Origin of the sequence: Polaromonas naphthalenivorans CJ2 (assembly GCF_000015505.1) — a bacterium.
GTDB classification, from domain to species: Bacteria; Pseudomonadota; Gammaproteobacteria; order Burkholderiales; family Burkholderiaceae_C; genus Polaromonas; species Polaromonas naphthalenivorans.
This window is the reverse complement of sequence record NC_008781.1, coordinates 631,685-656,346: the sequence shown is the minus strand read 5'-3', so window position 1 is coordinate 656,346 and position 24,662 is coordinate 631,685. Positions and strand designations below refer to the sequence as shown.

Here is a 24,662-nt window from a genome sequence, read left to right as displayed (position 1 = left end):
TGTCACGCCCGGCCCGTGACAGCCGTCACGCTGTGACAGCCTGTCCGGGGCGCTTCACGGCGGTCATTTTTATATGAAAAATGGCTTTTGCGCACGACCAGCATGCACATATAGCTATCAATAAAATAGCAAAAATGGCCATCGCCGTTCAGGCACACCCCTTGCAATGACTGTTGCGTCGGCACCCTGCCGGCGATTTGCAACATAGCAAGGAGACAAGACATGACCGACACCGTGACCGGCGCGCCCCCTGCGGCCCAGCACAGCGCCCTCAGCCCCAGCGACGAAATCGCCCGCTGGCTCGAACTGTTCGACGCCGCGCTGACACGCAGCGACGTGCAGGCCGCTACCCACCTGTTCACCGCCGCCTGCCACTGGCGCGACCTGATCGGCTTCACCTGGAACCTCAAGACCGTCGAAGGCCGTGACGGCGTGCAGGACTTGCTGGCCGCCACGCTGGCCACCACGCAGCCGGCCAACTGGCGATGCGAGGGCGAGGCCAGCCGCGCCAATGGCGTGACCGAAGGCTGGTTCACCTTCGAAACCGCCGTGGCGCGCGGGCGCGGCTATGCGCGGCTCAAGGACGGCCTGTGCTGGACGCTGCTGACCACGCTTTATGAACTCAAGGGTTTTGAAGAAAAGAAGGGCCGCGACCGCATCAAGGGCGCCGAGCACGGCGTGCAAAAAGGGCGGCAGAACTGGACCGAGCGCCGCCAGCAGGAGGAAGCCGAGCTGGGCATCACCGTTCAGCCCTACGTGCTGGTGATCGGCGGCGGCCAGGGCGGCATCGGCCTGGGCGCGCGCCTCAAGCGCCTGGGCGTTCCCGCGCTCATCATCGACAAGCTCCCGCGCCCCGGCGACCAGTGGCGCAGCCGCTACAAGTCGCTGTGCCTGCACGACCCGGTCTGGTACGACCACATGCCCTACCTGCCGTTTCCCGACGACTGGCCGGTGTTTTGCCCCAAGGACAAGATCGGCGACTGGCTGGAGATGTACACCAAGGTGATGGAGCTGAACTACTGGTCCTCGACCGAATGCGTCAAGGCGAAGTACGACGAAGCGGCGAAAGAGTGGGAAGTGTCCGTGGTGCGCGACGGGCAGACGATTGTGCTGCGGCCCAAGCAGGTGGTTTTTGCGCTGGGCATGTCGGGCGTGGCCAACGTGCCGCAGATCGAGGGCGCCGACACCTTCAAGGGCGTGCAGCACCATTCGAGCAAGCATCCCGGCGGCGATGCGTTCAAAGGCAAGAAGGCCATCGTGCTGGGCGCCAACAACTCGGCGCACGACATCTGCGCCGACCTGTGGGAAAACGGCGCCGACGTGACCATGCTGCAGCGCAGCTCGACGCACATCGTGCGCTCGGACTCGCTGATGGACCTGGCGCTGGGCGGGCTGTACTCGGAGCAGGCGCTGGAAAAAGGCATCACCACCGACATGGCCGACCTGATCTTCGCCTCGGTGCCGTTTCGCATCATGCACACCTTCCACATCCCGGTGTACGAGGAAATCCAGGAGCGCGACGCCGATTTGTACGACCGGCTGCGCAAGGCCGGCTTCATGCTGGATTTCGGCGACGACGGCTCGGGCCTGTTCATGAAGTATTTGCGCCGGGGCTCGGGTTACTACATCGACGTGGGCGCCTGCGACCTTGTGGCCAACGGCGACGTGAAGCTCAAGAGCGGCGTGGACATCGCGCGCATCACCGAGAACTCGGTGATCCTGAGCGACGGCACCGAGTTGCCCGCCGACCTGATCGTCTATGCCACGGGCTACGGCTCGATGAACGGCTGGGTCGAGCGGCTGGTCTCGCCCGAGATGGCCGCCAAGGTGGGCAAATGCTGGGGCCTGGGCTCGGACACGACCAAAGACCCCGGCCCGTGGGAGGGCGAGCTGCGCAACATGTGGAAGCCGACGCAGCAGGAGGCGCTGTGGTTCCACGGCGGCAACCTGCACCAGTCGCGCCACTATTCGCGCTACCTGGCGCTGCAGCTCAAGGCGCGCATGGAAGGGCTGGACACGCCGGTCTATGGCCTGCAGGAAGTGCACCACACGCAGTGAACGCGGCGCGCCAGGCATCTGGCAGCCAGCAGACCCGCTTGGGTCTTGGTCAGTGGTTGCCATGGTGTCCGTCATCGCGCCGGGTCGTTGGCAATGGAGTTGACGAGAATGCCAACCTTGCCGACTTCAACTTCCACCCGGTCGCCGGGCTTCATCCACACCGGTGGCGTGCGCTTGGCGCCGACGCCGCCCGGCGTGCCGGTCACGATGACGTCGCCGGGCTGAAGTGTGGTGAAGGTCGAGATGTATTCGATCAGCACCGGAATGCTGAAGATCATCGACGCCGTCGTGGTGCGCTGCATGACTTCACCGTTGAGCCGGGTTTCCAAGGTCAGTTCTTCGCCATCCTCAATTTCGCCGCGCGTGACCATCCAGGGGCCGAACGCACCGGTCCCGGTGAAGTTCTTGCCCGCCGTGAACTGGATCGTGTGCTTTTGCCAGTCGCGGATGGAGCCGTCGTTGTAGGCGCTGTAGCCGGCGACATGCGACCAGGCATCGGCCTCGCGGATGCGCCGCCCTGGCTTGCCGATGATGATGGCGATTTCGCCTTCATAGTCGAGGTGCGTGGACTCGGCGGGCAGCAAGATGGGCTGCTCATGCGCCGTCTGCGACTCGGCCACGCGGATGAAGAGCAGCGGGTGCTGGGTCTTGTCGCGCTGGGTCTCCAGCCGGTGTTCTTCGTAGTTGTGGCCCACGCAGAAGATTTTTCCGGGCTCAGGGATGACGGGCAGGAACTCGATGTCGGCCAGCTGCGCCGAAGGCTGCCGGCCGGCCGCGCCCGCAGCCAGTTCATCGAGCTTGCCGGCCTGCAGCGCGCTGAGCAGCGTGGGACAAGCAGCATTGGCAAGGGAAACGATGCCGGCGCCGGTGACCATGCCCCAGCCGGGCTGGCCTTGATGAAGATAGCTGATGAGTTTCATGGGATGCTTTCTGTTCCAGGATGAATGAATAAGGGGGTATCTACCGCCAAGCGGATCAAGCGTGATTCGCTTGTCAGGCGGTTGTCTGGGCAAGCCGTTCAGTCCAGCGAGATATTCAGCCGCTTGATGGTGTCGCCGTAGCGCTTCGAGTCAGTGCGCAGCTGCTGCAAAAAGCCTTCGGTGTTCAGGGCATAGGGCTCGTAATACATGGCCGCGTATTTGTCCTTGAAATCCTGATCGGCCATCACCGAGGCCACGTCTTTCTGAATCTTTTCCACCGTCGCCCTGGGCGTCCCCTTGGGCGCCAGCAAGGCCGTCCAGGCGCTCAGTTCAAACCCGGCAGGTCCGCCCGATTCGGCAATCGTCGGCACCTCCGCAAAGCCGGCGACGCGCTTGGGCGCGGCGACGGCCAGGTAGCGGTTTTTGCCGGCGCGCTGCATGGCGCCCGCGCTGGCCGCGCTGCCAAAGGCCCAGTCCACTTCCTGGCTGGCCACGCCTACGTACAGCTGCGACATTTCCTTGTACGGCACGTGCGTCATCCTGGTTCCGGTGGCCGTCTCCAGCATGGCCGCGCCGATGTGGCCGGGGCTGCCCACAAACCAGGAGCCATAGTTCACATGGTCGGGTTTTGCCTTGGCGGCGGCAATCAGGTCGGCCATGTTCTTGTAGGGACTGCCAGCCGGCACATTGACGAAGAAGTAGTTGCGAAAGATGGGTGTCAGCGGCTCGAAGTCGCGCAGCAGGTCATACGGCAGCTTCTTGAACAGGAAAGGCTGGGCCGCCATTTGCGCGTTGTCCATCTGCAGCAGTTCATGGCCGTCCGGCGCGGCGCGCCTGATCGCCTGAATCGCGATGAAACCGCTGGCACCCGGCCGGTTGTCCACGATGACCGGCTGGCTCCAGAGCTTTGACAACCTGTCGGCGACCAGCCGCAGCGCGACTTCCGGCCCGCTGCCAGCTGGAAACGGTGTGACGATGCGCACCGCCTTGGTCGGAAAGTCCTGCGCAAGGGCCGTCGATGCCGTGAGGGCGCAGCCCACTGCAAGCACTGCGGCCAGTGCAAGTGATCCGGCGTCACGCCTCGAAAAGCATGCGTATTGAGTCAGCGCGAAGCGTCGTGTCATGGTTTGTCTCCTGGAAAATTTATGAAAAAATCGCGGTCTGCGCCGCGTGGGAACCCTGGGCTGAAAATGTCGAGAGCAGCTTTTGCACGTCTGCACTGCCGGCCTTGCCGGACCGTCCGAGGTAGGCCAGCACATAGCGATCCGGCCGCAGCAGCAAAGCGCTCGCGCCGGCGTTTCTAAAAATGTTTTCAAGCACGCCGTCGCAGTCGCGCAGCACGGCGTCGGGCGCCCGGTCTGTTGCTGACGCCGCACGCTTGAGGAAGTCATCGCGCTGGAGCACGACGCTGATGAAACTGCAGGGCAGGCCGCAGGCTGCAAAGCTCTTCAGCGCGGCGGCTGAAATTTCGGCTTGGTCAGCGCTGCCGGCGAGAACCAGCAGGGCAAAGCCGCTGCCGGCTGCATCGTCAAGCAGCACCCGCTGGCCACCGGGCAATTGCACGAAGGGCTGCGGCAACAGCTGGCCCGGCGCAATAAGGTCGGGTTTGCGCTTGGCGCCTTCCTGGTCCGCCACAAAAAACCCTTCGGCAAAACGCGGCTTGGGTTTGAACCTGAGTTGCAGCACATAGTCCCGCACTGGCGGAAACAGGCTGCACAGCCGCAGCGCCCCTTGCGTCAGGATAGCGGCCGGCACCGACTTGGGCTGCATGAACATGCCGATGCGCACCGCCATGCGGATGAGCGACCAGGCATGGGGTTTGCGCTCGGCTTCATAGGTCTCAAGCAAGGCGGGCGAGAGCCGCCCCTGCACCACCGCAGCCAGTTTCCAGGCCAGGTTGACCGCATCGCGCACGCCGCTGTTCATGCCCTGCCCTGCAAAAGGCGGCGTCAGGTGGGCCGCGTCGCCCGCCAGAAAGACACGGCCTGACTTCCAGCGCTCGGCCACGCGCGCATGAAAGGCATACACCACCTTGCGGGTGATTTCGAGCTGGGCATCGTCCGGCTCGCGCGCATGGATCCAGCTGCGCACGCGCGCCTCCTCCAGCATCTGTTCGGGGTCTTCGCCTTCGTGCAGCATGAACTCATAGCGCAGCGTGCCGTCAGGGCCGGGCAGGCGAATGGCGGGACGCACTGGGTCGCAGTAAGTGCGGGTGTGGCGAAACGCAGACTTGCGGTCCAGCAGATCGACGATGAGCCATTTCTCGTCATAGGTGCTGCCCGTGAGCTTGATGCCAAGCTGCTCGCGCACCGGGCTGCGGCCGCCGTCGCAGGCGATCAGCCAGTCGCAGGTGATGTGTTTTGTCTCGTCCCGCCCTTCGTGGCAATGGCGCAACTCAAGCCGGACCTTGGCTGCGCCTTCGTCTTCAAAGCGCAGCAGTTCATGGCCGAACCAGATGGCCGAGTCCGCAAAGCGCGTCATGCCGTCGCGCAGCTGGCCCACCAGCACCTGCTGGCGAAAGGCATTGCGTTTGGGAAAACCGTTGTCCATCACGCTGGGTTCGATGCGCGCGAACTCCTTGTTGCGCCAGGAGTAGTAATGCACGCCATAGCCCTGCACCACATGCGGCAGCACTTCGCCGATCAGGCCTGCCGTCTGCAGGGTGCGCAGGCTTTCGTCATCAATCGACACCGCACGCGGCTCGCCCACCGTGTCGTGGCTGCGCTCGATCACCAGCACCGGTATGCCTTGCGTTCCGAGCAGGTTGGCCAGGGTCAGCCCGGTCGGCCCGGCGCCGATGATGACGACCGGAAAGTGACCGCCGGAGGAAGCGCCGGACGGCCGTGCTGCAAGCGGCAAGGAAGAAAGGGGCAAAGGTGCGTTCACTGTGTTGTCTCCGATTTTTTGGTGGCTCGTGCCTTCATGCGCTGGTCCAGCAGTCGGCCCTCGATGCGGCCGGCGGCGCTTTGCAGCCGGTTGAGTGTGGTTTTTCGCAGCGCGGCCGTGAGCATCGCGGCGGGCATCACGACGCTCAGGCTGCCCAGCAGATGCTCGCCATCCTTGAGCACCACCGCAAACCCTGCGGCGTCCGGGTCTATCTCGCCCTGAGCGAAGCAGTAGCCGGCGCTGCGCATGTCTGCCAGCAGTTTGCTCAGCTGGGCATAGTCATCGGGCAGCCCGGCGGCGACCAGCGCCGGGCGCTCGGCCGCCCACAGCTGCTTGAGTTGCGCTGGCGGCAGGCTCGCCAGGATGATCTTGGAGGTGGCGCCACGGTACAGCGGCATGGCGCGGCCCCGCTCGTAGCTCACCGACAGCGCCGGGTTTCGGCCGTTGACCTGCTGGATGCACATGACCTTGCTGCCATGAAGGCGGCACAGCAGCACGGCGCCTCCGGTTTCGCTCGCCAGCTGGCCCAGCAGATCATCGGCGGCCTCAAGCAGCGGGTCGGCCAGGCGAATCTGACGGTCCAGCTCGATCACCATCGGACCGAGCACATAACCACGGTCGGCGACCCGCTCAAGCATGCCGGCCTTGGCCAGCTGGCCCAGGTCGCGGTAGATGCTGGCGCGTGAAACGCCAAGCGTTTCCATCAGCCACTCGGGCGTGATGACAGGCCGGCTCAGCTCAAACAGGCCCAGAATCCGGAGCATGCGGTTGGTCGATGGCATGGTGTGCTTTGCTTGGCCCTGAGCCGCTCAGCTGCGCAAGATCGCCCTGCCCCAAAGGTTCAGCGTGCGCTCTTCGTGCGGCCACAGGCCGGCGGGGCGGCCGGGCTCGCAATGCTCGATCTCGGAAGAAATTTCGGCCAGGTTGCCGTCAGGGTCGCGCACCATGAAAAACACATCGTTGCCCGGTCCGTGCCGGCCGATGCCCCAGACGATGGGCACCTGCTGGCTGGCCATATGGTCGCCCCAGGTTCTCATGCTGCTCCAGTCAGGCGCTTCAAACGACTGGTGGTCAAAGCACGGTGCAGGCGCAAAAAACAGGGCCAGCGCGTGGTGCAGGCTGTCGCTGCGCAGGAAGCAGGCGCGCAGCCTGCCCTCGGCATCTGTCACGGCATCGGACAGCACAAAGCCGAGTTGTCCGGTATAAAAATCCAGCATGGCCTCTATGTGGGAGGTGCGCAATGCAAAGTGCTGCAAGATCGCTGGCGGCACGCGCCTTGAGGCAGGCAACTCGCCGTCGGCAGGCGCTGTAAAAACCATCTGGTTACCGTCCGGATCACGAAAGCTGATGGCCGAGCCTGCCTCGAAGCCGGGCGGCAGCGGCGACTGCGCCAGACCCTGGGCACGGACTGCAAACGCATCCCATGCCGCGCTGGTGTGGAAGGCAAAGTGTGCGTACTTCAACTGATTGATCGGGCCTTCAGAAAACGCGACCTGCCGGCCCGGCGAGCGGCACAGGTAGCTGTCCCCCACCGGCTCAAGCGTCATGTCGTAGGTAGTGCTGTAAAAACGGGCAAGCTGCAGCGGCTCGGGCGAGAACAGATGAACACTTTGCAATTCGGCGTCAAGTTCCATGGTGGCGTCTCTTGGGTTATGGGGTGAAACAGTGATCCAACTATCGTTCGCACGCCAAGACCAGTCAATTGCCGGTCTCAATAAGTGAGACTGCGGCGAGATTTACTCATAACAGTCATTTGGCCGACAAGTGCCGGACTCTGGTTTGCCATTGACCAGGGCGCCCTGACGGGCGGAATGTTTGCCCAGTTGCTGGAAAAAATGATGCACCGGCGATCCCTGTATCTGGTTTGCATTTGAATCCTGTTGTGGTGCATGATGAATGTATGAAGCGGACAAACATCTATCTGACAGAGCCTTCGGTTGCGAAGCTGCAAGAGCTGTCAAAACAAACGGGGCTTTGCGTTGCCGAGTTAATTCGTCGCGCTATCGACAATTTCCTGAACAAGAAAAAATGAAGCGCCTCCAGGCCTTCAAATTCGAGCTGATGCCAAACGGCGGGCAGCAGCAGAGCATGCGCCGCTTCGCCGGGGCGCGCAGGTTTGTCTATAACAAGGCGTTGGATATTCAAAAGGCCAACTATGCCGCAGGCGGCAAATTCATCGGTTACGTCGATATGGCGAACCGCCTTCCTGAGTGGAAAAAAGAGTTTGAATGGCTCAAGGAGTCGCCCTCGCAATCCTTGCAGCAATCGCTGAAAGATTCGGAGCGCGCTTTCAAAAACTTCTTTGAAAAACGCGCAGACTTTCCGCGTCCCAAAAAGAAAGGCCGTGGCGAGAGTTTCAGGTTTCCGCAGGGCTTTGAAATCGACCAAGGCAACAGCCGCATCAAGCTGCCCAAGCTGGGCTGGATTCGCTACCGCAACAGCCGGGGCATTCTTGGCACGGCCAAAAACATCACCATCAGCCAGTCGGGCGCAAAGTGGTTTGCCAGTATCCAGACTGAGCGCGAAGTCGGGCAACCCATTCCAGCAGCCACCAGCGCCATTGGAATCGACGTGGGCATAGCCCGATTCGCCACGATGAGTGACGGCAGTTTTGCCCTGCCGCTGAACAGCTTCAAGAAGCGCGAACAGAGGCTCAAAAAGTACCAGCGGCGCATGAGCCGCAAAGTCAAAAACAGCCGGAACTGGCACAAAGCCAAAAGGAGGGTGCAAAACATCCACATCCACATCGGTAACGCCCGCAAAGACTTCCTGCACAAGAAGACAAGCGACCTCAGTAAAAACCACGCGATGGTGGCTGTCGAAGACTTGCAGGTACGCAACATGAGCCGGTCAGCAGCGGGCAATGCAGAAAAATCGGGCAAAAACGTAGCCGCCAAGTCGGGGCTGAACAAGTCCATCCTTGACCAAGGCTGGTTTGAATTCCGGCGGCAGCTTGAGTACAAGCTCAACTGGAGCGGCGGGATACTCATTGCCGTGCCGCCCCAGTACACCAGCCAGACCTGCCCGTGCTGCGGGCATGTGGCAAAGGAAAACCGCCAAACGCAAGCGAAGTTTGAATGCGTCGATTGCGGCTACGAGAACCACGCCGATGTCGTCGGCGCGATGAACATATTGGCGCGGGGATACCGCGCAGCAGCCTGTGGAGAGGAAGGCTCTGGCCTTGCGCGCAAGCGCAAGACGAAACCAGCCTCTGTGAAGCAGGAACCCACCGAAGTGACTATGCGTGAGGCAGCTCATGTGTAGCGCCGCAGGAATCCCCTCCCTTTAGGGAGGGGAGGATGTCAAATCCAGAAAAAGACGGCACGCACGGGACAGTCTGTCGCGGCTGTGCAAGTTATTTCAAGGCCGCAATCCTACGCTTGGGTTGTCTGCCGTGATGTGCGGCAGCACAGGCCTTGGCCGCATCAAGGCTGGCATGAACAGGTCAGTGAAGTCATTTAAAAATACCAGGAGACAGGCATGAGCATTCGAAAAATTTCGCACGGCGTGGTGGCGACCGGGCTCGCCGCTTTTGCATGGGTACAGGCTGGCAGCGCGGCCGCAGCGCTGGAGCCGGCGCCGATCAACATCGGTGCGATCAGCACGCTGACGGCCGGACCGGCCGACTTTGCGTCATCCGGACTGGCCGCCAAGGCGGTGTTTGACAGCGTCAACGCAACAGGCGGCATCCAGAGGCGAAAACTGGTGTTTATCCAGGAGGACGACCACGGCAATCCCGCCGCTGCGGCAGAGGCGGCGGCACGGCTGATCAATGGCGCAAAGGTTGTGGCGCTGGCTGGCGGGGCCAGTTTTCTGGAGTGTTCGGTCAATGCCCGCACCTACCAGCAGGCCGGCCTTGCCTCTGTTCCGGGGCTGGGACTGGACAGCCATTGTTTCAACACGCCGATGATTGCACCCGTCAATACCGGGCCTTACATGCAACTCACCCTGGCGATGCACTATGTCGCCGACAAGCTCAAGAAAAAGCGTCTGTGTGTGTTGCGCCTTGGCACACCTGCCAATGTGCAGAAGACCCTGGACGGTGTCTTGCAGGAATGGACGGAAAAGACGGGCAACAAACCGGTGCTTGACGAGCGCGACATTCAGCCCGGGGACAGCCCCGAGCCTTATTTCAAAAAGGCCAGCCAGGCGGGCTGCGAGGCGATTGTGTTTGCCGGGACGGAAGATTTTTCGGTGCGTTTTGCCAGTGTGGGCAAAAAAATGATGCCGGGCAACATTCCCCTGGTGTTTCAGGGCGCGGTCTATACAAGCCAGGCCGCCGAGACATTGGGCCGCGATGGTGATGGCATCTATGCCATGTCAGAGTTCGAGCCCTGGTCCAGTCGTTCCGGCCAGTTGAGTCACTGGCGCAACCTGATGATTGCCAATCAGGTCTCCCTGACATCCTCTTCGCAGGGCGGTTATCTGGCGGCGCAGATTCTGGTGAAAGCGATGCGCAGCATCAAGGGCGAGATTACCCGCGAATCGGTCACCCGGGCCTTGCAGCAAATGCCACCCTACGAACTCCCCATGCTGGGCATGCCTTTTTCCTTTGGCGAGGGCCGGGCGCATCATCCCAACCGGGCGGCCATTCCGGTGCAGTTGCTCGACGGTCGCTGGCGCATCGCTCACCATGAATGGCTCAAGCCTTTTTATCCCGGCGTGCTTGTGTCTGCTCCGTGAGATGAGCCCGAATGCCCCTGAATTCGATGAATTTATAAGAAACAGGCCTGTTGCGCAATGTTTACGGGCATGATCCGCTATCAAATTAGGAGTTATTTATCAGCCATCCCGGCTCTGGCAACAGGCGCCGGGCGGCCAGATTGACGCCCGGCCGCCTTCAGACTCAGACGTCTGCAATCCAGTTGCCGTGAAAGCCCAGCGGTACATGGTGGTCGAGTTTGATGCGTGCCACCGGCTCGCCGTCCAGGTCACGGGCTTCATGGATCACCATCTCGCTGGCGTTGCGCACCGGGTCCCACCACACGGCCATGAGCCAGCCGTCGTCTTCAGCGATGGCGCCGGGTTTGGGCACAAAGATCGGTTCGCCCGGAATCATGTCGTAGCTTGATGAGAGATGCTGGAAGCTGCTGTTGCCGGTCTGGTAGTCGTGCTTGATGAGGCAGTTGAAACCGCGCGTCTGCGGGCCGGGCGCATGGATGCCCGCCATGTAGCCATAACGCTGGGGCGTGCCCATGATGGTTTCGTTGGGCCGCACAAACTCCGCATTGAAATCACCGATGCGGCTGTCGCTGACCTGGCCAGTGGACAAATCGATGGTGATGCGGTGCAGCTCGGGGCTGGAGAAAGGCGAGGGTTCGTTGATCAGCGGAAATGGATAAAAGTCCTCGACATGCCCTGTAAAGCCGGGCCTGAGGGTACGTGTCACCGACGCATCAATGATGATCTTGTCTGCTGCTTCGTGGGCATTGAGGTAGTGGCCCAGGGTGAAGGACGCATCAGTCCCGAACCAGCGACCCTGGCCGGTCTGGCGGTTGACCAGCAGCACCCGCGTGGTGGCTTCGTGGTCAAAACTCAGTGCGCTGCGCCCCATCGGAATCAGGCCTGGCGCAAAAGGGCGGATACGTATCGGTCCGAAGATGAAGACGTAAAAATTCTCCGTGAAGATGAAGTCGTGGATCCAGGGCTTGAATGGCAGCGCAATGCGCTGGCGTGACAGCACCTGTCCCTGCATGTCGGTGGCGAAACAATCCAGTGTCTGGGCTTCGTTGTCGTGCGAATAGAACAGCATTTCTCCAGCACGGTAGTCGGTATGAGGATGCGCCGTCAGCATGGCGCCGGGCTGGTCGCCGAAGTCGAACTTGCCGCGCGTCTCCAGGGTATGCGGGTCCAGCTCCCAGTAGAACGGGTCGATCTCGTGCATGGTCATCACCCGGCCCCCAACGGAAATGACATTGATGCCGGCAACCGACTTGATGGGGGGCGCGCCTTCGGGCAAGGCTTGCTGCGGCACGGACGAGTGGCCGCTGATGCCGTTGTAGAGGGCACGCCCGGCTGCGCGCTCGACCTTCAGGCCATCGGTTTCCACCAGGCGGTTGCAGTAGCTGGCCTTGCCATCCTTGAGCCGGAACGCATGCACCATGCCGTCACCGTCAAACCAGTGAAAGTGGTCCACATCCAGCGGACGGAAATGCTGGTTGGAGCCGGTGCGGTACAGCGCGCCGTTCAGCTCGCGCGGGATTTCGCCTTCCACATGCAGGTCGGCAATCACATATTCATTGAGCAAGGGCTCGTAGGGCCCCTGGAGGAAAGGGTTCTGGGTGGTCCACATGATGGGATTTTTCTCCTGTTTGAAAAATGGGCACCGCCCGGCGTGGGCGGGATGCGTGAATAAGGGAATGAATGAGGCTTCAGAACGGATAGTGGCGCGGCGAGGTCTGCAGCGTGACCCAGCGCAGGTCGGTGAAGGCGGCGATGCCCGACTGGCCGCCGAAGTGGCCGATGCCGCTGTTTTTGACGCCGCCAAAGTGCATCTGCGGCTCGTCATGCACTGTGGGCCCGTTGATGTGGCAAATGCCCGATTCGATGCGCTGGGCAATACCCAGGGCGCGGGCCGTGTCGCGGCTGAAGACGGCGGACGACAGGCCGTAGTCGTTGTCATTGGCGCAGCGAACGGCTTCATCCGTGCCGCTGACCCGCACGATGCCCTTGACCGGGCCAAAGGATTCTTCGCGGTAGATTTTCATGGCCGGTGTCACATGGTCCAGCAGGGTCGGGGCCATCAGGGTATTCGAGGCCTTGCCGCCGCACAGCAGCGTGGCGCCTTTGGCCAGCGCATCGTCAATCAGTGCGTTGCAGCGGTGCACGGTTGCCATGTCAATGACCGAGGCAATCGGTGAATCACCGGTGCCGGGCTGGAGCTGGCGCGCCCTTGCCGCCAGCCGTTCCACAAACTCGTCGGCCACGGCCTCGTCCACGATGATGCGTTCGGTGGACATACAGATCTGGCCTGAATGCAAAAAGGCGCCAAACGCCGCAGCATCGGCGGCCTGGTCGAGGTCGGCATCGTCCAGCACCACAAACGGCGCCTTTCCGCCGAGTTCCAGCAGGGCCGGCTTGAGGTGCTGGGCGCACAGCAGCGCGATGATCTTGCCGACTTTGGTCGAGCCGGTGAAGTTGACACGCCGCACCGCCTTGTGCGCGACCATGGCCTCCACCACGGCGCCAGCGTCTTCGGGTGCATGGGTGATGAAATTCACCACGCCAGCCGGAAAACCGGCCCGCTCGAACGCATCAACGATCATCCTGTGCGTGGCCGGGCAGAGTTCGGAGCCCTTCAGGATGACCGTGTTGCCGCAGGCCAGCGGAACGGCGATGGCGCGCACGCCCAGGATGACGGGTGCATTCCAGGGGGCGATGCCCAGCACCACGCCGGCCGCCTGGCGCAGGGCCATGGAGACATTGCCGGGTACATCGGACGGAATCACTTCACCGGCGATTTGCGTGGTGATGGCTGCGGCCTCCCGCAAAATGCCGGCGGCAGTCATGACGTTGAAGCCGGCCCACAAGGCGCTGGCGCCGGTTTCTTCCATCATGGCTTTGATGAACGCAGGCGCTGCGGCCTGCAACTCGTCGGCTGCCTTGTTCAGCAGTGCCCGGCGTTCGCCGGGGCCGGTGGCCGACCAGGCGGCAAAGGCGCGGCTGGCCGCCTCGACGGCTTGCAGGGCATCCTGCGGCGAAGCGGCGGCGGCCGTGGACACCAGCTGGCCGGTGACCGGGTTGCGGCGCTCGAAAGTGCGGCCGTCCTGGGCTGCGATGTTTTCGCTGTTGATATGCAAATGAAGGGTGGTCATGACAAAGGTTCCGGGGGTCAATGCGCTGTAGGCGCGAAATAGGGTGGGCAGGACAAGACGATTTATCTTTTTTGAGGCAGCAACGCGGGTGCGGCATCACTCAGTTCTGCATGGCGGCTCCCTGGGGAATGGAGCTGTGCCGGGGGCTGCGAAGCATGATTGCCAGCAGCAGTCCCGTTGCCATGCAGCCCAGGGAAAAGGGCAGGATCGCAGCAATGCCCATGGCCTTGGCCAGCCCGCCGGCAACAGCTGGCGCGATGGCGCCACCCACAATCTCGCCGGCACCGATGATGAAGCCGGTGGCGGTCGAGACATGCTGCGCCGGCACGTTGTCGGCGGTCACCGAATGCACCATGGCGATGACGCCGGAAATGAAGGCCGCAGCCAGGAACATCAGCAGCGACAGGCGCAGCGGTTCGGCCCCTGTCTGCATCAGCAGCCAGGTCGGCAGCATGGCCATGACCAGGCAGCTCACCATCATTTTTTTGCGCCCCCAGCGATCCGACAGTGCCGGAAACACCAGCATGCCTGCTGCGCCGCCCACGCCAAGCGAGGACATCACCAGCCCCATCTGCCCGAGTTCCAGATGGAGATGATCGGACAGGTAGCTGGGCATCAGCGAGCCAAAAATCACTATCGGTGCCAGCCAGAAACAGAACCCGACGCTGCACAAGGCGACATTCGGGCAGGCCAGCACCGTGCGCAGTGGTGCCTGAATGGCTGGTGCCTGGCCTGGTGAGGGTTGGGAGCGTCCGGGTTCGGCAAGCTTGCGGAAGATGAGCCAGGCGCAAAGCAGCCCTGGCAGTGCGGTGACGACAAACACCCAGCGCCACGACGGAAGCACCTGCAAAAGCCCGATGGCCAGCACTGGCGCCAGGGCACTGCCTACCAGCGGCGCCATCAGCTGCTGAAGGCCGGTGTTGCGGCCAACGCGCCCCGCAGGGCTGCTATCGACCACAGCGGCGATGCTGGCCGGCACAAAAGCGCCCTCGAATACGCCCATTACCGCCCGGATCAGCAGCAGACTGCCCAGGCCCATGGCCAGGCCGGTAGCGCCGCACAGTATCGAAAAGACAAGCACCGAGGTGATCAGGATGCCGCGTCTTCCGAGCCGGTCCGACAGCCGGCCGAACACCATGGACGACAGGCCCCAGGTGAGCGCTACAGCCGCCGAGATCAGGCCAATGTCCTGGTAGTCCAGGCCAAGTTCCCTGGCCATGACTGGAAACAGCGGGTACATGATGAACCGGTCAAGGTTGACCAGCGCAAAACCAAACGCCATCAGCCCGAGTGTCTGCAACTCATGCGGAGGCGACTGGGCTGGGTCAGGAGGCGGTGTGTGCAAGGACGAGCTGTTTGTCATGGTGGTCTTGTGGGCGCTGGTTGGTCGGTCTGGTCGGGTTGGTGCGATGGTTTTGCACGCTTAAAAATTAATGACCATGCGTGCCTGCAAGCTCAGTGGCGAGGCCGCCCGGTTGCGCACCATGCTTTCGGTGTAGGCGTTGATCCACAAGGCTTTTTTCGGGCTGATGCGCCACATCATTCCCGGCCCTATGCCCAGTACCCGCTCGCGTGAATCGGCCAGCCGTGTGCCGTTGGCCCGGCTGTCCGACAGCTGCTGGAAAAAATAGCCATTGATGCCAACGCTGACGTCAGGCGTGACGGAATACGATGTGGCGAAGTTGACCCAGGCCGCGTCGCCAGCCTGCGTGGTGCTGACTGGCTGGCCGTTGAATGGCCGGGGTGCGCTGGAGGCGGGTTTGTTGTTTTTGAAGTTGTAGAGGTAGTGCAGGCGCCAGCTGGTTTCCCAGCGCGGTGCAGGAAAAAAGCTTGCCGCCCAGTACGGGTTGAACGACGCATAGCCGGAACCCTGGTTGATGTCCACGTTCTGGTCGTAGCGACCGGTGGGGAGAATGGCTGCAGCTGCGAGGCGCTGCACAAACACCGGCGCACCCCCTGCGTTCATGACGGGTTCGGCCTGCAGCGAGGCTTCCAGCGTGATGTCGCCGGCACCGGTGCCGCCGTCCTTGAGCGATGGCCCCGGGCCAAAACTGGTGTCCAGCGCCACCACCGGCAGGATCGCCATGAGGGCCGGCCGCCAGCCGCCAATCGACGCTGGCATGGCATAGGTGATCTGGTTGACAAAAACCGTGCTGTTGATTTTGGGATCCGTGAACACCGGGCTGGCGTTGCCGTTGGAGTCCACAATTTTGTTGGCGCTCGAATGCAGGACCGTGCTTAACCAGGTCCAGCCTGGGGGGCCTGAAAAGCCGTCGTAGAAGCTGGTATTCCCCAGATTCAGTCCGCCGGGCTGGCTCACCGCTGGCGACTGGCCCATGGCGTGGCCGGCCAGCAGGGTCACAAAAGCAGTGCCGGCAAGCCTGGCCAGGCTGCGTGGTGCGAGGTGTGATTTCATTTTGAGTTGTCTCCATGGGCTACCTGCACCGTGCGAAAGTGTGGTGCGGCAGATGGCATGAAGCGTAAAAGCCGGGCTGCTTTCGGGCTTGCCCGGCCATGACACACTTGACCGGGTGTGTCGCGCCATCGTCAGGGCTAACCCGTAGCTGGCCTGGCGACGGCCCGGCTTCATTTCAGACTTCAATCTCACCCGATGAGAAAGTCACTTGTGCCAGCCCTGCGAACCATCCTAATATGCGCTGCCAGCGCAGCACGCGAGCGCTAAAAAGAGATGAAGAGACAACAAAGGCTTAAACATGATGTCACGTTCCATGGCTTCCCTTGATGGCTGTATCTCCGCCAGCTCGGCGCTGATGTGGGAGGACGCAGTGCATACCGGCATCGGCCGCATGCCGGCCGAGCTGCGCCATCAGGAGGTCATACACCTCCTGCCGGTGGGCGCACAAGCCTTCAGCGGCCGCATCGACTATGGTGACCTGGCTGGCACCGGCCTGTGCCGCATGACGGCCAGCCCGCACCGTTTTCAGCGCGCCCTGCGTGAAGGCGCATCCCTTGCCGCCAGCCCGCTGATCCTCGTCATCCAGGTCAAGAACTCCAGTTACTTCGAGCAGCGCGAACGCAGCGGCATGCTCAGCCCCGGCGACTGGTGCGTGCTGGACACGTACCGGCCGTTCGGCTGGAACAGCGCATCGGGCTGCGAGCAGATCATCATGACCATCCAGCGGCCGGCCGATTCGGGGCTGGGCGACCTGATCGCACGTGGCGCGGCGCAGCGCTGCGATGGCAAGACCGGCGCGGCGCGCATTCTGCAGGCCATGGTGAGCGAAGTGATGGGCCAGATCCACCACTTGGCGCCCTACAGCGCCGGATCACTGGCCAGCGCCCTGACGGCGACTGCGTGGAATGCGCTGCAAGAGCAACTTGAGGCACCTGCTCCGATCCTGCTGCGCGACACCCAATGCAGCCGGCTCAAGGCCTGGATTGAAACGCGGCTGGCCGAGCCTGATCTGTCGGTTGACACGATAGCCCAGGGCTGCCGCATGTCGGCGCGCAGTGTTCACCGCGCCTTTTCCAGTGACCCTACCGGCTCGGTTTCGAGCTATCTCTGGCAGCGCCGCGTGGTTCAGTGCGCCGCCGCGCTGAAAAACCCGCAGGAAATGCACCGCTCCATCACCGACATCGCCCTGTCCTGGGGATTTTCAAGCTCGTCGCATTTCAGCCGGGTGTTCAGGAGCACCCTGGGCGTGTCGCCACGCAGCTACAGGGCCGGGGGCCAACACGCTGACTGGCTGGCGGCCTGGTCGGGGGTAGTTCCAGAACCCGACCGCCCAAAGGCAAGCTGAGCGGCCAGTTTTGCCAAACAAACATCGCCGGGGCCTGTGCCCCGGCGTTTTTCGTAAGGGCCGGCTTCAGGCGGGAGTCTGCCCGATGCCCAGCAGGCGCATGGCATTGCCCTTCAGGATGCCGGGCATCACCTCGGGCTTGAAGCCGGCGTTCTCGAAATCCTTCATCCATCGGTCGGGCGTGATCAGCGGGTAGTCGGAGCCAAACAAAATCCGGTCTTTCAGCAGCGTGTTGGCGTACTGCACCAGCTGCTTCGGGAAATACTTGGGGCTCCAGCCGCTCAGGTCGATCCACACGTTGGGCTTGTGCGTGGCCACACTCAGCGCCTCGTCCTGCCACGGAAAGCTCGGGTGCGCCATGACGATCTGCATGTCCGGGAAGTCGATGGCCACGTCGTCCAGGTGCATGGGGTTGCTGTATTCGAGCCGCAGGCCGCCGCCGCAGCGCATGCCGCTGCCGATGCCGCTGTGGCCGGTGTGGAAGATGGCCGGCAGCTTGTAGGCGTTGATCACCTCGTAGATCGGCCAGGCCATCTTGTCGTAGGGGTGGTAGCCCTGCACCGTGGGGTGGAACTTGAAGCCCCTGACGCCGTTTTCCTTGATCAGCCGCTCGGCCTCGCGCGCGCCCATCTTGCCCTTGTGCGGGTCGATGCTGGCGAAGGCCATCATCATGTCGCTGTTTTTTTGCGCGGCCTCGGCGATTTCCTCATTGGGAATGCGCCGGCGGCCCATTTGCGTCTCGGCGTCCACCGTGAACATCACCAGGCCGATGTTGCGCTCGCGGTAGTAGGCAATCGTCTCTTCAATCGTCGGCCGGCGGCTGTTGTGAAAGTACTTGTCGGCCGCGCGGTCATATTCCTCGCCGTAGTTGTCGAAAGGATTCCAGCAGCTCACCTCGGCGTGGGTGTGCATGTCGATTGCGATCAGCTTGTCAAAGTCCATTTTCCGTCTCCGTTGAAGTGCGTTGAAGCGAAGCGTGGGCCGGTCCGGCACCGGCCAAGGCTAGGGGTAAATACCAAGCAAAAGACGCTGCAACTCGCTTGAATTGGTTATAGTTCATAACCATAATCGATCCAACGAGGAAAATCAACCATGACCCATCCAGACATTCAACTTGACATTTGCGGCGACGAACAGGAAGTCGCCGTGGTCCGCCTGACGCGCGGCGCCAAACGCAACGCGCTGTCCGACGGCCTGGTGCTGGCGCTGCGCAACATCTTCGAGCAGCTGCCCGCCACCGTGCGCGCCGCGGTGATCGACGGCGAAGGCCCGCATTTCTGCGCCGGCCTGGACCTGAGCGAACTCAAGGAGCGCGATGCCGGCGCCGGCCTGCACCACTCGCGCATGTGGCACGCCGCGCTGGAGCGCGTGCAATACGGCCCGGTGCCGGTGGTGGCCGCGCTGCACGGCGCGGTGGTCGGCGGCGGGCTGGAGCTGGCCAGCGCCTGCCACATCCGCGTGGCCGACGAAACCACCTTCTACGCGCTGCCCGAAGGCTCGCGCGGCATTTTTGTCGGCGGCGGCGGCGCGGTGCGCATTCCGCGCCTGATTGGCGCGGCGCGCATGACCGACATGATGCTGACCGGCCGCGTCTATAACGCGCAGGACGGCGAACGCATCGGCCTGGCGCAATATTTGGTGCCCGCCGGAACGGCTTTCGACAAGGCGCTGGAGCTGGCCAAACGCATCGCGCAAAACGCGCCGCTGACCAACTACGCACTGGTGCACGCGCTGCCGCGCATCGCCGAGCAGCCGGCCGACCAGGGCTACATGACCGAGGCGCTGATGGCCGCCATTGCCCAGAGCGCGCCCGAAGCCAAGCAGCGCGTGCGCGCCTTCCTTGACGGCAAGGCCGAAAAAGTCAGCAAGGACTGACCGGCTTTTTCGCTTTTTGACCTTTCACCCGGCACCGAGAACCCCACCATGCAAGAGACAACGGCCGCCCCAACTCAAGCAGCGGGCCGGGCTGGCCGAAGCCCTGCACACCGGCACCCTGCCCTTCACGCTCAAGCCGAACTGACGCCCCGAAGGAAAGCCACGTCGGCCTAGGCCGCGCCTGTGACCCTGGCCCGCATGAAAACACCCTCGAAACGACCTTTTGCGCTTACCCCTGTTGCGCAAGCAGCTATCAACCAAGGAGCATGAACATGAACCATCGCCGCCACTTCATCCAGACGCTCGGCAGCGCCGCCGCGCTGGCCGCCCTGTCGCCCCTGGTCGCCCGCGCCCAGGGCCTGGAGCAGGTCAAGATTCTTTATGGCTTTCCGCCCGGCAGCGCTGGCGACAGCGTGGCCCGCCGCGTGGGTGAAAAACTGGCCGGCTCGGCCTACACCAAAAATGCCGCGGTCGTCGAGAACAAGCCCGGCGCGGGCGGGCGCATTGCCCTGGAGACGCTGAAGTCCGCCCCGGCCGACGGCTCGGTGCTGGCGCTGGCGCCGGTGTCGGGGCTGTCGGTGTACCCGCACATCTACAGCCGGCTGAGCTACGCGCCCACGGATTTCGCCCAGGTGTCGATCGGCGCGATCATGCACCACGGCCTGGCCGTCGGCCCGATGGTGCCGGCGCAGGTCAAGACGCTGAAGGACTTCCTGGCCTGGGCCAAGGCCAATCCGGCCCAGGCCAGCTACGGCTCGCCGGGCGCGGGCTCCATGCCGCACCTGCTGGGCGCGCTGCTCGGCCTGCGTTCGGGTGTGGACCTCAAGCATGTGCCTTACCGGGGCACGGTGCCCGGCATCACCGACCTGGTCGGCGGCCAGATCGCCTCGACCATGAACCCGAGCGGCGACTACCTCAGCTACGCCAAGGCCGGCAAGCTGCGCGTGCTGGCCACGTCCGGGCCGCAGCGCTCGCCGTATTCGCCGAATGTGCCCACCTTCGCGGAGCAGGGCTTCGGCGACCTGACGGTCGAGGAATGGTTCGGCTTTTACGCCCCGGCCAAGACGCCGGCAGCGGTGATCGCCAGCGCCTCGGCGGCCATCAACCAGGCGCTGAAAGAAAAAGTGGTGCTCGACAGCCTGGCGATGGTCGGCCTGATCGCCCATGGCTCCACGCCCGAAGAAATGGCCAGGTCGCAAAAGGCCGAGTTCGAACGCTGGGGACCGCTGGTCAAGCAGACCGGCTTCACCGCAGAGTCCTGATTCCAGGCAAAAAGTGCCATTTGCGCACTGCCCATATGCGCAAGCAGCTCCTTATTTCATAGCAAATCATTGATCTGCCACCGCCCGGCCTTGCCAGCACCAGCCTGCTGCTCTTCAGCGTCCACGGATGGCGGCACAATGCCGCCATGCCCAGTTCCCGCAAGTCCGCCCCTCCCAACCCCGCCGTCGAGACGGTGGACACGGCTTTCCTCGAAAGCCTGATTGGTTACAACGCCCGCCGCGCGTCGCTGGCGATTGTTGAAGTGTTCATGGTGCGCATGGCGCCGTATGACTTGCGCATCGTCGATTTTTCGATGCTGTCGCTGATTGCGCACAACCCGGGCATCACCTCGCGCCAGCTCTGCGCCACCCTGGGCATCCTGCCGCCCAACCTGGTGGGCCTGATTGCTTCGCTGGAAAAACGCGAACTGATCGAACGCCGCCCGCACCCCCACGACCGCCGCGCCGCCGGCCTGCACCTGAGCGCCCAGGGCGTGGAACTGGCCCGGCAGGCCGAGCAGACCGCTGCCATGCTGGAAACAGAAGCCGCCGCCCGGCTCACCCCGTCAGAGCGCAAGACCCTGATGCGGCTGCTGCAGAAGATTTACCGGTAAAGGCGCCGCCGAAGTAACGACGGGCGGGCTGTTAGCGGCGGCTGCGAGCGTACTCGCTGCGATGCTGCATGAATCGGTGGTAGGACATCCGCAAATGCAGCTGCATGACCTGGCGCGCGAGTTCGCCGTCGCGCGCCGCTACCGCAAGGGTCAGGTCGCGATGATGGTGCAGGCTCTGCTCCAGTTCTGCAGGCGTGTAGAGGTAGAACGAGCGCACGAGGATCGGCATGTCGATGATGGTGTCGAGCATCGAGCGCAAGCGCGGCGATCCCGCAGCATCGAGCAGCGCCCGGTGAAAGCTGCGATTGGCCTCTTGAACCCTGGCGATGGCATCGTCCCCTCCCGCCTTGATGGCGGCGGCCATCTCCTCATTGCTCGACTCAAGCCGGCCGACAAGCTCGTCGCCCCCGCGCGTCGCCGCCAGGTACGAAGCATAGGGTTCGAGCAGCATCCGCAGCTGAAACGTCTCTTCGATATCCCATTCGCTCCACTTGGCGACATGGATGCCTTGCCCGATGGCATCGGTGGCGAGACCTTCCTCAACCAATCGCTTGAGCGCGGTCCGCACCGGTGTGCGACTCACCCCCAGTTCCCGCGCCAGCGGCTCCTCTTTGAGTTGCGATCCAGGGCTGTAGTGGCCACCGACCAGGCGTTGCCTCAGGACTTCGTAGGCCGTGTTTCTTGCGTGCTGCATCTGACCGTGTGTGTGTAAGTGTGAGGCTGATTGTAGGGCGGGGTATTTTTCATGCCTTCCAGGGAAACATTGAGAAAACAATAATGTACAAATAATGTACTACTCAGATGGAAATTAAAGGGTTTTATAGGTGTTTACCCTGGATCATATTGTTTATTTTGTATTTTATTTGTACTATCAAGCCATCGAAAGGACTTCAGACATGCACATCGCAATCATTGGTTTGGGAGAAGTCGGCCGTTGCTACGCAGCGCCACTTCAGGCGGCTGGTTTTGAACTGAGCTTGTGCGAGGCACGCCCGTCGCCGGCGGCGACCGCCCTTGCGTCTTCCTTGGGCTTGCCCATTCACGACAAGCCCGGCCCATGGCTCGCGGGCGCCCAGTGGGTGCTGTCGTGCGTGACGGGCGCGGTCGCGCTCGAAGTGGTCAAGGGGCTGGCGCCTTTGCTCGCCAGGGGCGCAGCCATTGCCGACCTGACCACGGCAAGTCCGCAAGCCAAACGCGATGCCGCGCTTGCCGCCTCCGGGCACGACGTCGGATACGTGGACACGGCCATCATGGGGGCGATCTCGCTGAACCTGGTACGCACGCCGCTTCTGGCGTCGGGCAAGGGCGCAGAAGAATTCAAGGAGCTCATTGAGCGCGCCGGCGGCCGCGTGCAGGTCATCGCCGGTGGCGCTGCGGGCGATGCCATCTCGCTCAAGATCCTGCGTAGCGTGTTCACCAAGGGCATGGAGGCACTCTGCGTCGAACTGCTCATGAGCGCCGAAAAGCAGGGGGTGCGCGAACAGCTCTATGAGCAACTGAGCGACATCGACCAAACCCCGCTGCGCTCTTTCATCGACATGCTGGTTCGCACCCATGTCATCCACGCCGGGCGGCGGGCCCATGAAGTCCACGACGCGCAAAGCGAACTCGCCTCGCAAGGACTGGCGTCGGTCGTCTTGCCGGGCGTCGAACAGCGCTTTCGCATCACCGCCAGCGCGCTCGAAAAGCACCCGCTGGCGCTTGCAGAACCCAGCATCGACCAAGCCCTGCAATGGCTGGCCTCCACCGCCGACCAAGCCTGACCCATCGCACTTTTTCTTCACTTTATCTGGAAAGCATCATGACCACCAGCGAACAAATCACTCAACTGCGCGACCTTGGCGCGGCCACGGTCTATGAGGCGCAAGGCGCCAAGGGCGCGCTCGACAGCGGCATGAAGCCCATCGATCCGACGACCCGATTGGCCGGCCCGGCCCTGACGGTCGATGCCCGCCCTGGCGACAACCTGATCCTTCACTACGCCGTGCAGAAGGCCAGGCGCGGCGACGTGCTGGTTGTCGATGCCAAGGGCTTCATGGAAGCGGGTCCATGGGGCGATGTGCTGACCCTCCAGGCGATGAAGCTCGGCATCGCCGGCCTGGTGATCAACGGCTGCGTGCGCGACGCCAATCTGATCATCGGCCTCGGGTTTCCCGTGTTCTGCCGTGGGCTGTCCATCAAGGGCACGGGCAAGAACCAGCCCGGCAAGGTCAACGTCCCGGTCATGGTGGGCGACGTGTTGATCAATCCTGGCGACATCATCGTTGGCGACCGCGACGGCCTGGTGGTGGTCGCCCAGGGCGAAGTCGCGACGACCATCTCCAACAGCCTGGCCCGCGAAGAAAAGGAAGAAAAGCAGCGCAAGGCAATCGATGAAGGCGCCACGACCGCTGAACTGCTCAACCTGACGGACACCCTGACGCGCTTCGGCCTCGTCTGAACCCGAACCCCTGCAACCCGGAGACATCTATATGCGCAATCTACTCAACGCACCGGCAATCATCGCCGCCGCACTGGCTTTCACATTCGCGACGGCGCATGCCGCCGATGCCTATCCCTCCAAACCGATCCGCATGGTGGTCGCCTTTGCGGCAGGCGGCTCGGCCGACATCAATGCCCGCATCGTCGGGCAGCAACTCGGCAAGGAACTCGGTGGAACCATCGTCGTGGACAACAAGGGGGGTGCGGGCGGCAACCTCGGTGCCGTTGAAGTCAAGCGTGCCGCGCCGGATGGCTACACCTTCTTCTATGCGACTTCAGCCGTGGTCCTGGCGCCGTCGCTGTATTCGAAGCCGGGATTCGATCCCTACAGCGACTTCACTCCCGTCTCACTGACCGCCACGATTCCGCTGGTGCTCGTCGTGAACCCGAACGTGCCGGCCAAGACGGTTGCGGAGTTGGTGGCCTATGGCAAGGCGAATCCGAACAGGCTCAACTACGGGTCGTCCGGCGCCGGCGCTCTGCTGCACCTGGGCGGCGCGTTGTTCACCAAGGAAACCGGCATTCAGGCGACGCACGTCGCCTACAAGGGGAGCGCGCCGGCCGTCGTGGATCTGCTGGGCGGAGTGACCCAGTTCATGTTCCTTCCGATCAACGAGGTCATGACGCACATCAAGGGCGGCACGCTGCGCGCCCTGGCCGTGACGAACGACAAGCGGTCCGCGCTCTTGCCCGACGTTCCGACCCTTCGGGAAGCCACGGGCAAGACCACCATGGACATGGGCGCGTGGCAGGGCCTGATGCTTCCCAAGGGGACGCCCGCCGACGTGCTCGGCAAGGTGAAGGCTGCGCTTGAGAACTCGCTCAAGGACAAGGCCATGCGCGACAGGTTGACGGCGCAAGGCTCAATCGTCCTGGGCGGTACGCAGAAGGAGTATGCCGACTACATGAAGCAGGAGGGTGATCGATGGGCCCGCGTGATTCGCGACACCGGGGCCAAGGCGGACTGACCTGGATGACTCGGGCAGCGCGC

The 24,662-nt window shown here is 63.0% G+C and carries 22 protein-coding genes; 11 read left to right on the top strand and 11 right to left on the bottom strand.

What is annotated here, in order from left to right:
- Positions 1 to 222 precede the first annotated feature (222 nt).
- Positions 223 to 2,058, top strand: a complete 1,836-nt coding sequence (locus PNAP_RS03070) for a flavin-containing monooxygenase (RefSeq protein ID WP_011800038.1) — start codon at positions 223 to 225, stop codon at positions 2,056 to 2,058.
- A gap of 71 nt (positions 2,059 to 2,129) precedes the next feature.
- Here the strand turns inward: PNAP_RS03070 and PNAP_RS03065 are convergent, their stop codons facing one another.
- The 5 genes from PNAP_RS03065 to PNAP_RS03045 all read right to left on the bottom strand — a co-directional run bounded on the left by PNAP_RS03065 (position 2,130) and on the right by PNAP_RS03045 (position 7,498).
- Positions 2,130 to 2,978 (bottom strand): fumarylacetoacetate hydrolase family protein, encoded by an 849-nt coding sequence (locus PNAP_RS03065; protein ID WP_011800037.1) that lies wholly within the window; start codon positions 2,976 to 2,978, stop codon positions 2,130 to 2,132.
- A gap of 98 nt (positions 2,979 to 3,076) precedes the next feature.
- Positions 3,077 to 4,102, bottom strand: a complete 1,026-nt coding sequence (locus tag PNAP_RS03060; RefSeq protein ID WP_011800036.1) for a Bug family tripartite tricarboxylate transporter substrate binding protein — start codon at positions 4,100 to 4,102, stop codon at positions 3,077 to 3,079.
- A 19-nt stretch (positions 4,103 to 4,121) separates the two neighbouring features.
- Complete coding sequence (locus PNAP_RS03055; protein WP_011800035.1) at positions 4,122 to 5,864, bottom strand: bifunctional 3-(3-hydroxy-phenyl)propionate/3-hydroxycinnamic acid hydroxylase; 1,743 nt, start codon at positions 5,862 to 5,864, stop codon at positions 4,122 to 4,124.
- The gene (locus tag PNAP_RS03050) at positions 5,861 to 6,646 is read right to left on the bottom strand and encodes an IclR family transcriptional regulator (RefSeq protein ID WP_011800034.1); all 786 of its coding nucleotides are present in this window, start codon (positions 6,644 to 6,646) and stop codon (positions 5,861 to 5,863) included. The genes PNAP_RS03055 and PNAP_RS03050 overlap by 4 nt, the downstream gene beginning before the upstream one ends.
- Before the next feature lie 27 nt (positions 6,647 to 6,673).
- Positions 6,674 to 7,498, bottom strand: coding sequence for a VOC family protein (locus tag PNAP_RS03045; protein WP_011800033.1), 825 nt, complete (start codon positions 7,496 to 7,498; stop codon positions 6,674 to 6,676).
- A gap of 266 nt (positions 7,499 to 7,764) precedes the next feature.
- Between PNAP_RS03045 and PNAP_RS28290 the strand changes: the two genes are divergently transcribed.
- The 3 genes from PNAP_RS28290 to PNAP_RS03035 all read left to right on the top strand — a co-directional run bounded on the left by PNAP_RS28290 (position 7,765) and on the right by PNAP_RS03035 (position 10,547).
- On the top strand, positions 7,765 to 7,896 hold the full coding sequence (locus tag PNAP_RS28290) for a ribbon-helix-helix domain-containing protein (protein ID WP_083758012.1): 132 nt from the start codon (positions 7,765 to 7,767) through the stop codon (positions 7,894 to 7,896).
- A complete protein-coding gene (locus tag PNAP_RS03040; protein WP_011800032.1) occupies positions 7,893 to 9,128 on the top strand; it encodes an RNA-guided endonuclease InsQ/TnpB family protein in 1,236 nt (411 codons plus the stop codon). The genes PNAP_RS28290 and PNAP_RS03040 overlap by 4 nt, the downstream gene beginning before the upstream one ends.
- Before the next feature lie 216 nt (positions 9,129 to 9,344).
- The gene (locus tag PNAP_RS03035; protein WP_011800031.1) at positions 9,345 to 10,547 is read left to right on the top strand and encodes an ABC transporter substrate-binding protein; all 1,203 of its coding nucleotides are present in this window, start codon (positions 9,345 to 9,347) and stop codon (positions 10,545 to 10,547) included.
- A 163-nt stretch (positions 10,548 to 10,710) separates the two neighbouring features.
- Here the strand turns inward: PNAP_RS03035 and PNAP_RS03030 are convergent, their stop codons facing one another.
- From PNAP_RS03030 to PNAP_RS03015, 4 genes are all read right to left on the bottom strand, one after another.
- Positions 10,711 to 12,156, bottom strand: a complete 1,446-nt coding sequence (locus tag PNAP_RS03030; protein WP_011800030.1) for a carotenoid oxygenase family protein — start codon at positions 12,154 to 12,156, stop codon at positions 10,711 to 10,713.
- Positions 12,157 to 12,235: 79 nt separating this feature from the next.
- Positions 12,236 to 13,678 (bottom strand): aldehyde dehydrogenase, encoded by a 1,443-nt coding sequence (locus tag PNAP_RS03025; RefSeq protein WP_011800029.1) that lies wholly within the window; start codon positions 13,676 to 13,678, stop codon positions 12,236 to 12,238.
- 100 nt (positions 13,679 to 13,778) lie between these two features.
- Positions 13,779 to 15,041 carry an MFS transporter gene (locus PNAP_RS03020; protein WP_011800028.1) on the bottom strand — a complete coding sequence of 421 codons (1,263 nt, stop codon included), beginning with the start codon at positions 15,039 to 15,041 and terminating at the stop codon, positions 13,779 to 13,781.
- Positions 15,042 to 15,101: 60 nt separating this feature from the next.
- Complete coding sequence (locus PNAP_RS03015; RefSeq protein ID WP_011800027.1) at positions 15,102 to 16,094, bottom strand: SphA family protein; 993 nt, start codon at positions 16,092 to 16,094, stop codon at positions 15,102 to 15,104.
- A 298-nt stretch (positions 16,095 to 16,392) separates the two neighbouring features.
- Here PNAP_RS03015 and PNAP_RS03010 point away from each other — a divergent pair, with 298 nt between their 5' ends.
- The gene (locus PNAP_RS03010; protein WP_011800026.1) at positions 16,393 to 17,439 is read left to right on the top strand and encodes a helix-turn-helix domain-containing protein; all 1,047 of its coding nucleotides are present in this window, start codon (positions 16,393 to 16,395) and stop codon (positions 17,437 to 17,439) included.
- A gap of 66 nt (positions 17,440 to 17,505) precedes the next feature.
- On the opposite strand, the gene PNAP_RS03005 is transcribed toward PNAP_RS03010, so the two are convergent.
- Positions 17,506 to 18,381 carry a 4-hydroxyphenyl-beta-ketoacyl-CoA hydrolase gene (locus tag PNAP_RS03005; protein WP_011800025.1) on the bottom strand — a complete coding sequence of 292 codons (876 nt, stop codon included), beginning with the start codon at positions 18,379 to 18,381 and terminating at the stop codon, positions 17,506 to 17,508.
- Between the two features lie 150 nt (positions 18,382 to 18,531).
- On the opposite strand from PNAP_RS03005, the gene PNAP_RS03000 reads away from it, so the two are divergent.
- From PNAP_RS03000 to PNAP_RS02990, 3 genes are all read left to right on the top strand, one after another.
- A complete protein-coding gene (locus tag PNAP_RS03000) occupies positions 18,532 to 19,314 on the top strand; it encodes a crotonase/enoyl-CoA hydratase family protein (protein ID WP_011800024.1) in 783 nt (260 codons plus the stop codon).
- 272 nt (positions 19,315 to 19,586) lie between these two features.
- Positions 19,587 to 20,576 carry a Bug family tripartite tricarboxylate transporter substrate binding protein gene (locus PNAP_RS02995; RefSeq protein WP_011800023.1) on the top strand — a complete coding sequence of 330 codons (990 nt, stop codon included), beginning with the start codon at positions 19,587 to 19,589 and terminating at the stop codon, positions 20,574 to 20,576.
- 146 nt (positions 20,577 to 20,722) lie between these two features.
- The gene (locus PNAP_RS02990) at positions 20,723 to 21,190 is read left to right on the top strand and encodes a MarR family winged helix-turn-helix transcriptional regulator (protein ID WP_011800022.1); all 468 of its coding nucleotides are present in this window, start codon (positions 20,723 to 20,725) and stop codon (positions 21,188 to 21,190) included.
- Between the two features lie 31 nt (positions 21,191 to 21,221).
- Here PNAP_RS02990 and PNAP_RS02985 read toward each other — a convergent pair whose 3' ends face one another.
- Positions 21,222 to 21,884: a GntR family transcriptional regulator gene (locus PNAP_RS02985; RefSeq protein WP_011800021.1), complete on the bottom strand. Its 663-nt coding sequence runs from the start codon at positions 21,882 to 21,884 to the stop codon at positions 21,222 to 21,224.
- Positions 21,885 to 22,086: 202 nt separating this feature from the next.
- Between PNAP_RS02985 and PNAP_RS02980 the strand changes: the two genes are divergently transcribed.
- Genes PNAP_RS02980 through PNAP_RS02970 form a run of 3 tightly spaced genes read left to right on the top strand, consistent with a single transcriptional unit; the run spans position 22,087 to position 24,639 of the window.
- Positions 22,087 to 22,953, top strand: coding sequence for an NAD(P)-dependent oxidoreductase (locus PNAP_RS02980; protein ID WP_011800020.1), 867 nt, complete (start codon positions 22,087 to 22,089; stop codon positions 22,951 to 22,953).
- Between the two features lie 38 nt (positions 22,954 to 22,991).
- The gene (locus tag PNAP_RS02975) at positions 22,992 to 23,630 is read left to right on the top strand and encodes a 4-carboxy-4-hydroxy-2-oxoadipate aldolase/oxaloacetate decarboxylase (protein ID WP_011800019.1); all 639 of its coding nucleotides are present in this window, start codon (positions 22,992 to 22,994) and stop codon (positions 23,628 to 23,630) included.
- A gap of 31 nt (positions 23,631 to 23,661) precedes the next feature.
- On the top strand, positions 23,662 to 24,639 hold the full coding sequence (locus tag PNAP_RS02970; RefSeq protein ID WP_011800018.1) for a Bug family tripartite tricarboxylate transporter substrate binding protein: 978 nt from the start codon (positions 23,662 to 23,664) through the stop codon (positions 24,637 to 24,639).
- The last annotated feature ends 23 nt before the right edge of the window (positions 24,640 to 24,662 follow it).

Bases quoted from the DNA above. Each gene is read 5' to 3' on its own strand.
- PNAP_RS03070 (WP_011800038.1), top strand. From the start codon at position 223: ATGACCGACACCGTGACCGGCGCGCCCCCTGCGGCCCAGCACAGCGCC.
- PNAP_RS03065 (WP_011800037.1), bottom strand. From the start codon at position 2,978: ATGAAACTCATCAGCTATCTTCATCAAGGCCAGCCCGGCTGGGGCATG.
- PNAP_RS03060 (WP_011800036.1), bottom strand. From the start codon at position 4,102: ATGACACGACGCTTCGCGCTGACTCAATACGCATGCTTTTCGAGGCGT.
- PNAP_RS03050 (WP_011800034.1), bottom strand. From the start codon at position 6,646: ATGCCATCGACCAACCGCATGCTCCGGATTCTGGGCCTGTTTGAGCTG.
- PNAP_RS03045 (WP_011800033.1), bottom strand. From the start codon at position 7,498: ATGGAACTTGACGCCGAATTGCAAAGTGTTCATCTGTTCTCGCCCGAG.
- PNAP_RS28290 (WP_083758012.1), top strand. From the start codon at position 7,765: ATGAAGCGGACAAACATCTATCTGACAGAGCCTTCGGTTGCGAAGCTG.
- PNAP_RS03040 (WP_011800032.1), top strand. From the start codon at position 7,893: ATGAAGCGCCTCCAGGCCTTCAAATTCGAGCTGATGCCAAACGGCGGG.
- PNAP_RS03035 (WP_011800031.1), top strand. From the start codon at position 9,345: ATGAGCATTCGAAAAATTTCGCACGGCGTGGTGGCGACCGGGCTCGCC.
- PNAP_RS03030 (WP_011800030.1), bottom strand. From the start codon at position 12,156: ATGTGGACCACCCAGAACCCTTTCCTCCAGGGGCCCTACGAGCCCTTG.
- PNAP_RS03025 (WP_011800029.1), bottom strand. From the start codon at position 13,678: ATGACCACCCTTCATTTGCATATCAACAGCGAAAACATCGCAGCCCAG.
- PNAP_RS03020 (WP_011800028.1), bottom strand. From the start codon at position 15,041: ATGACAAACAGCTCGTCCTTGCACACACCGCCTCCTGACCCAGCCCAG.
- PNAP_RS03015 (WP_011800027.1), bottom strand. From the start codon at position 16,094: ATGAAATCACACCTCGCACCACGCAGCCTGGCCAGGCTTGCCGGCACT.
- PNAP_RS03010 (WP_011800026.1), top strand. From the start codon at position 16,393: ATGATGTCACGTTCCATGGCTTCCCTTGATGGCTGTATCTCCGCCAGC.
- PNAP_RS03005 (WP_011800025.1), bottom strand. From the start codon at position 18,381: ATGGACTTTGACAAGCTGATCGCAATCGACATGCACACCCACGCCGAG.
- PNAP_RS03000 (WP_011800024.1), top strand. From the start codon at position 18,532: ATGACCCATCCAGACATTCAACTTGACATTTGCGGCGACGAACAGGAA.
- PNAP_RS02995 (WP_011800023.1), top strand. From the start codon at position 19,587: ATGAACCATCGCCGCCACTTCATCCAGACGCTCGGCAGCGCCGCCGCG.
- PNAP_RS02990 (WP_011800022.1), top strand. From the start codon at position 20,723: ATGCCCAGTTCCCGCAAGTCCGCCCCTCCCAACCCCGCCGTCGAGACG.
- PNAP_RS02985 (WP_011800021.1), bottom strand. From the start codon at position 21,884: ATGCAGCACGCAAGAAACACGGCCTACGAAGTCCTGAGGCAACGCCTG.
- PNAP_RS02980 (WP_011800020.1), top strand. From the start codon at position 22,087: ATGCACATCGCAATCATTGGTTTGGGAGAAGTCGGCCGTTGCTACGCA.
- PNAP_RS02975 (WP_011800019.1), top strand. From the start codon at position 22,992: ATGACCACCAGCGAACAAATCACTCAACTGCGCGACCTTGGCGCGGCC.
- PNAP_RS02970 (WP_011800018.1), top strand. From the start codon at position 23,662: ATGCGCAATCTACTCAACGCACCGGCAATCATCGCCGCCGCACTGGCT.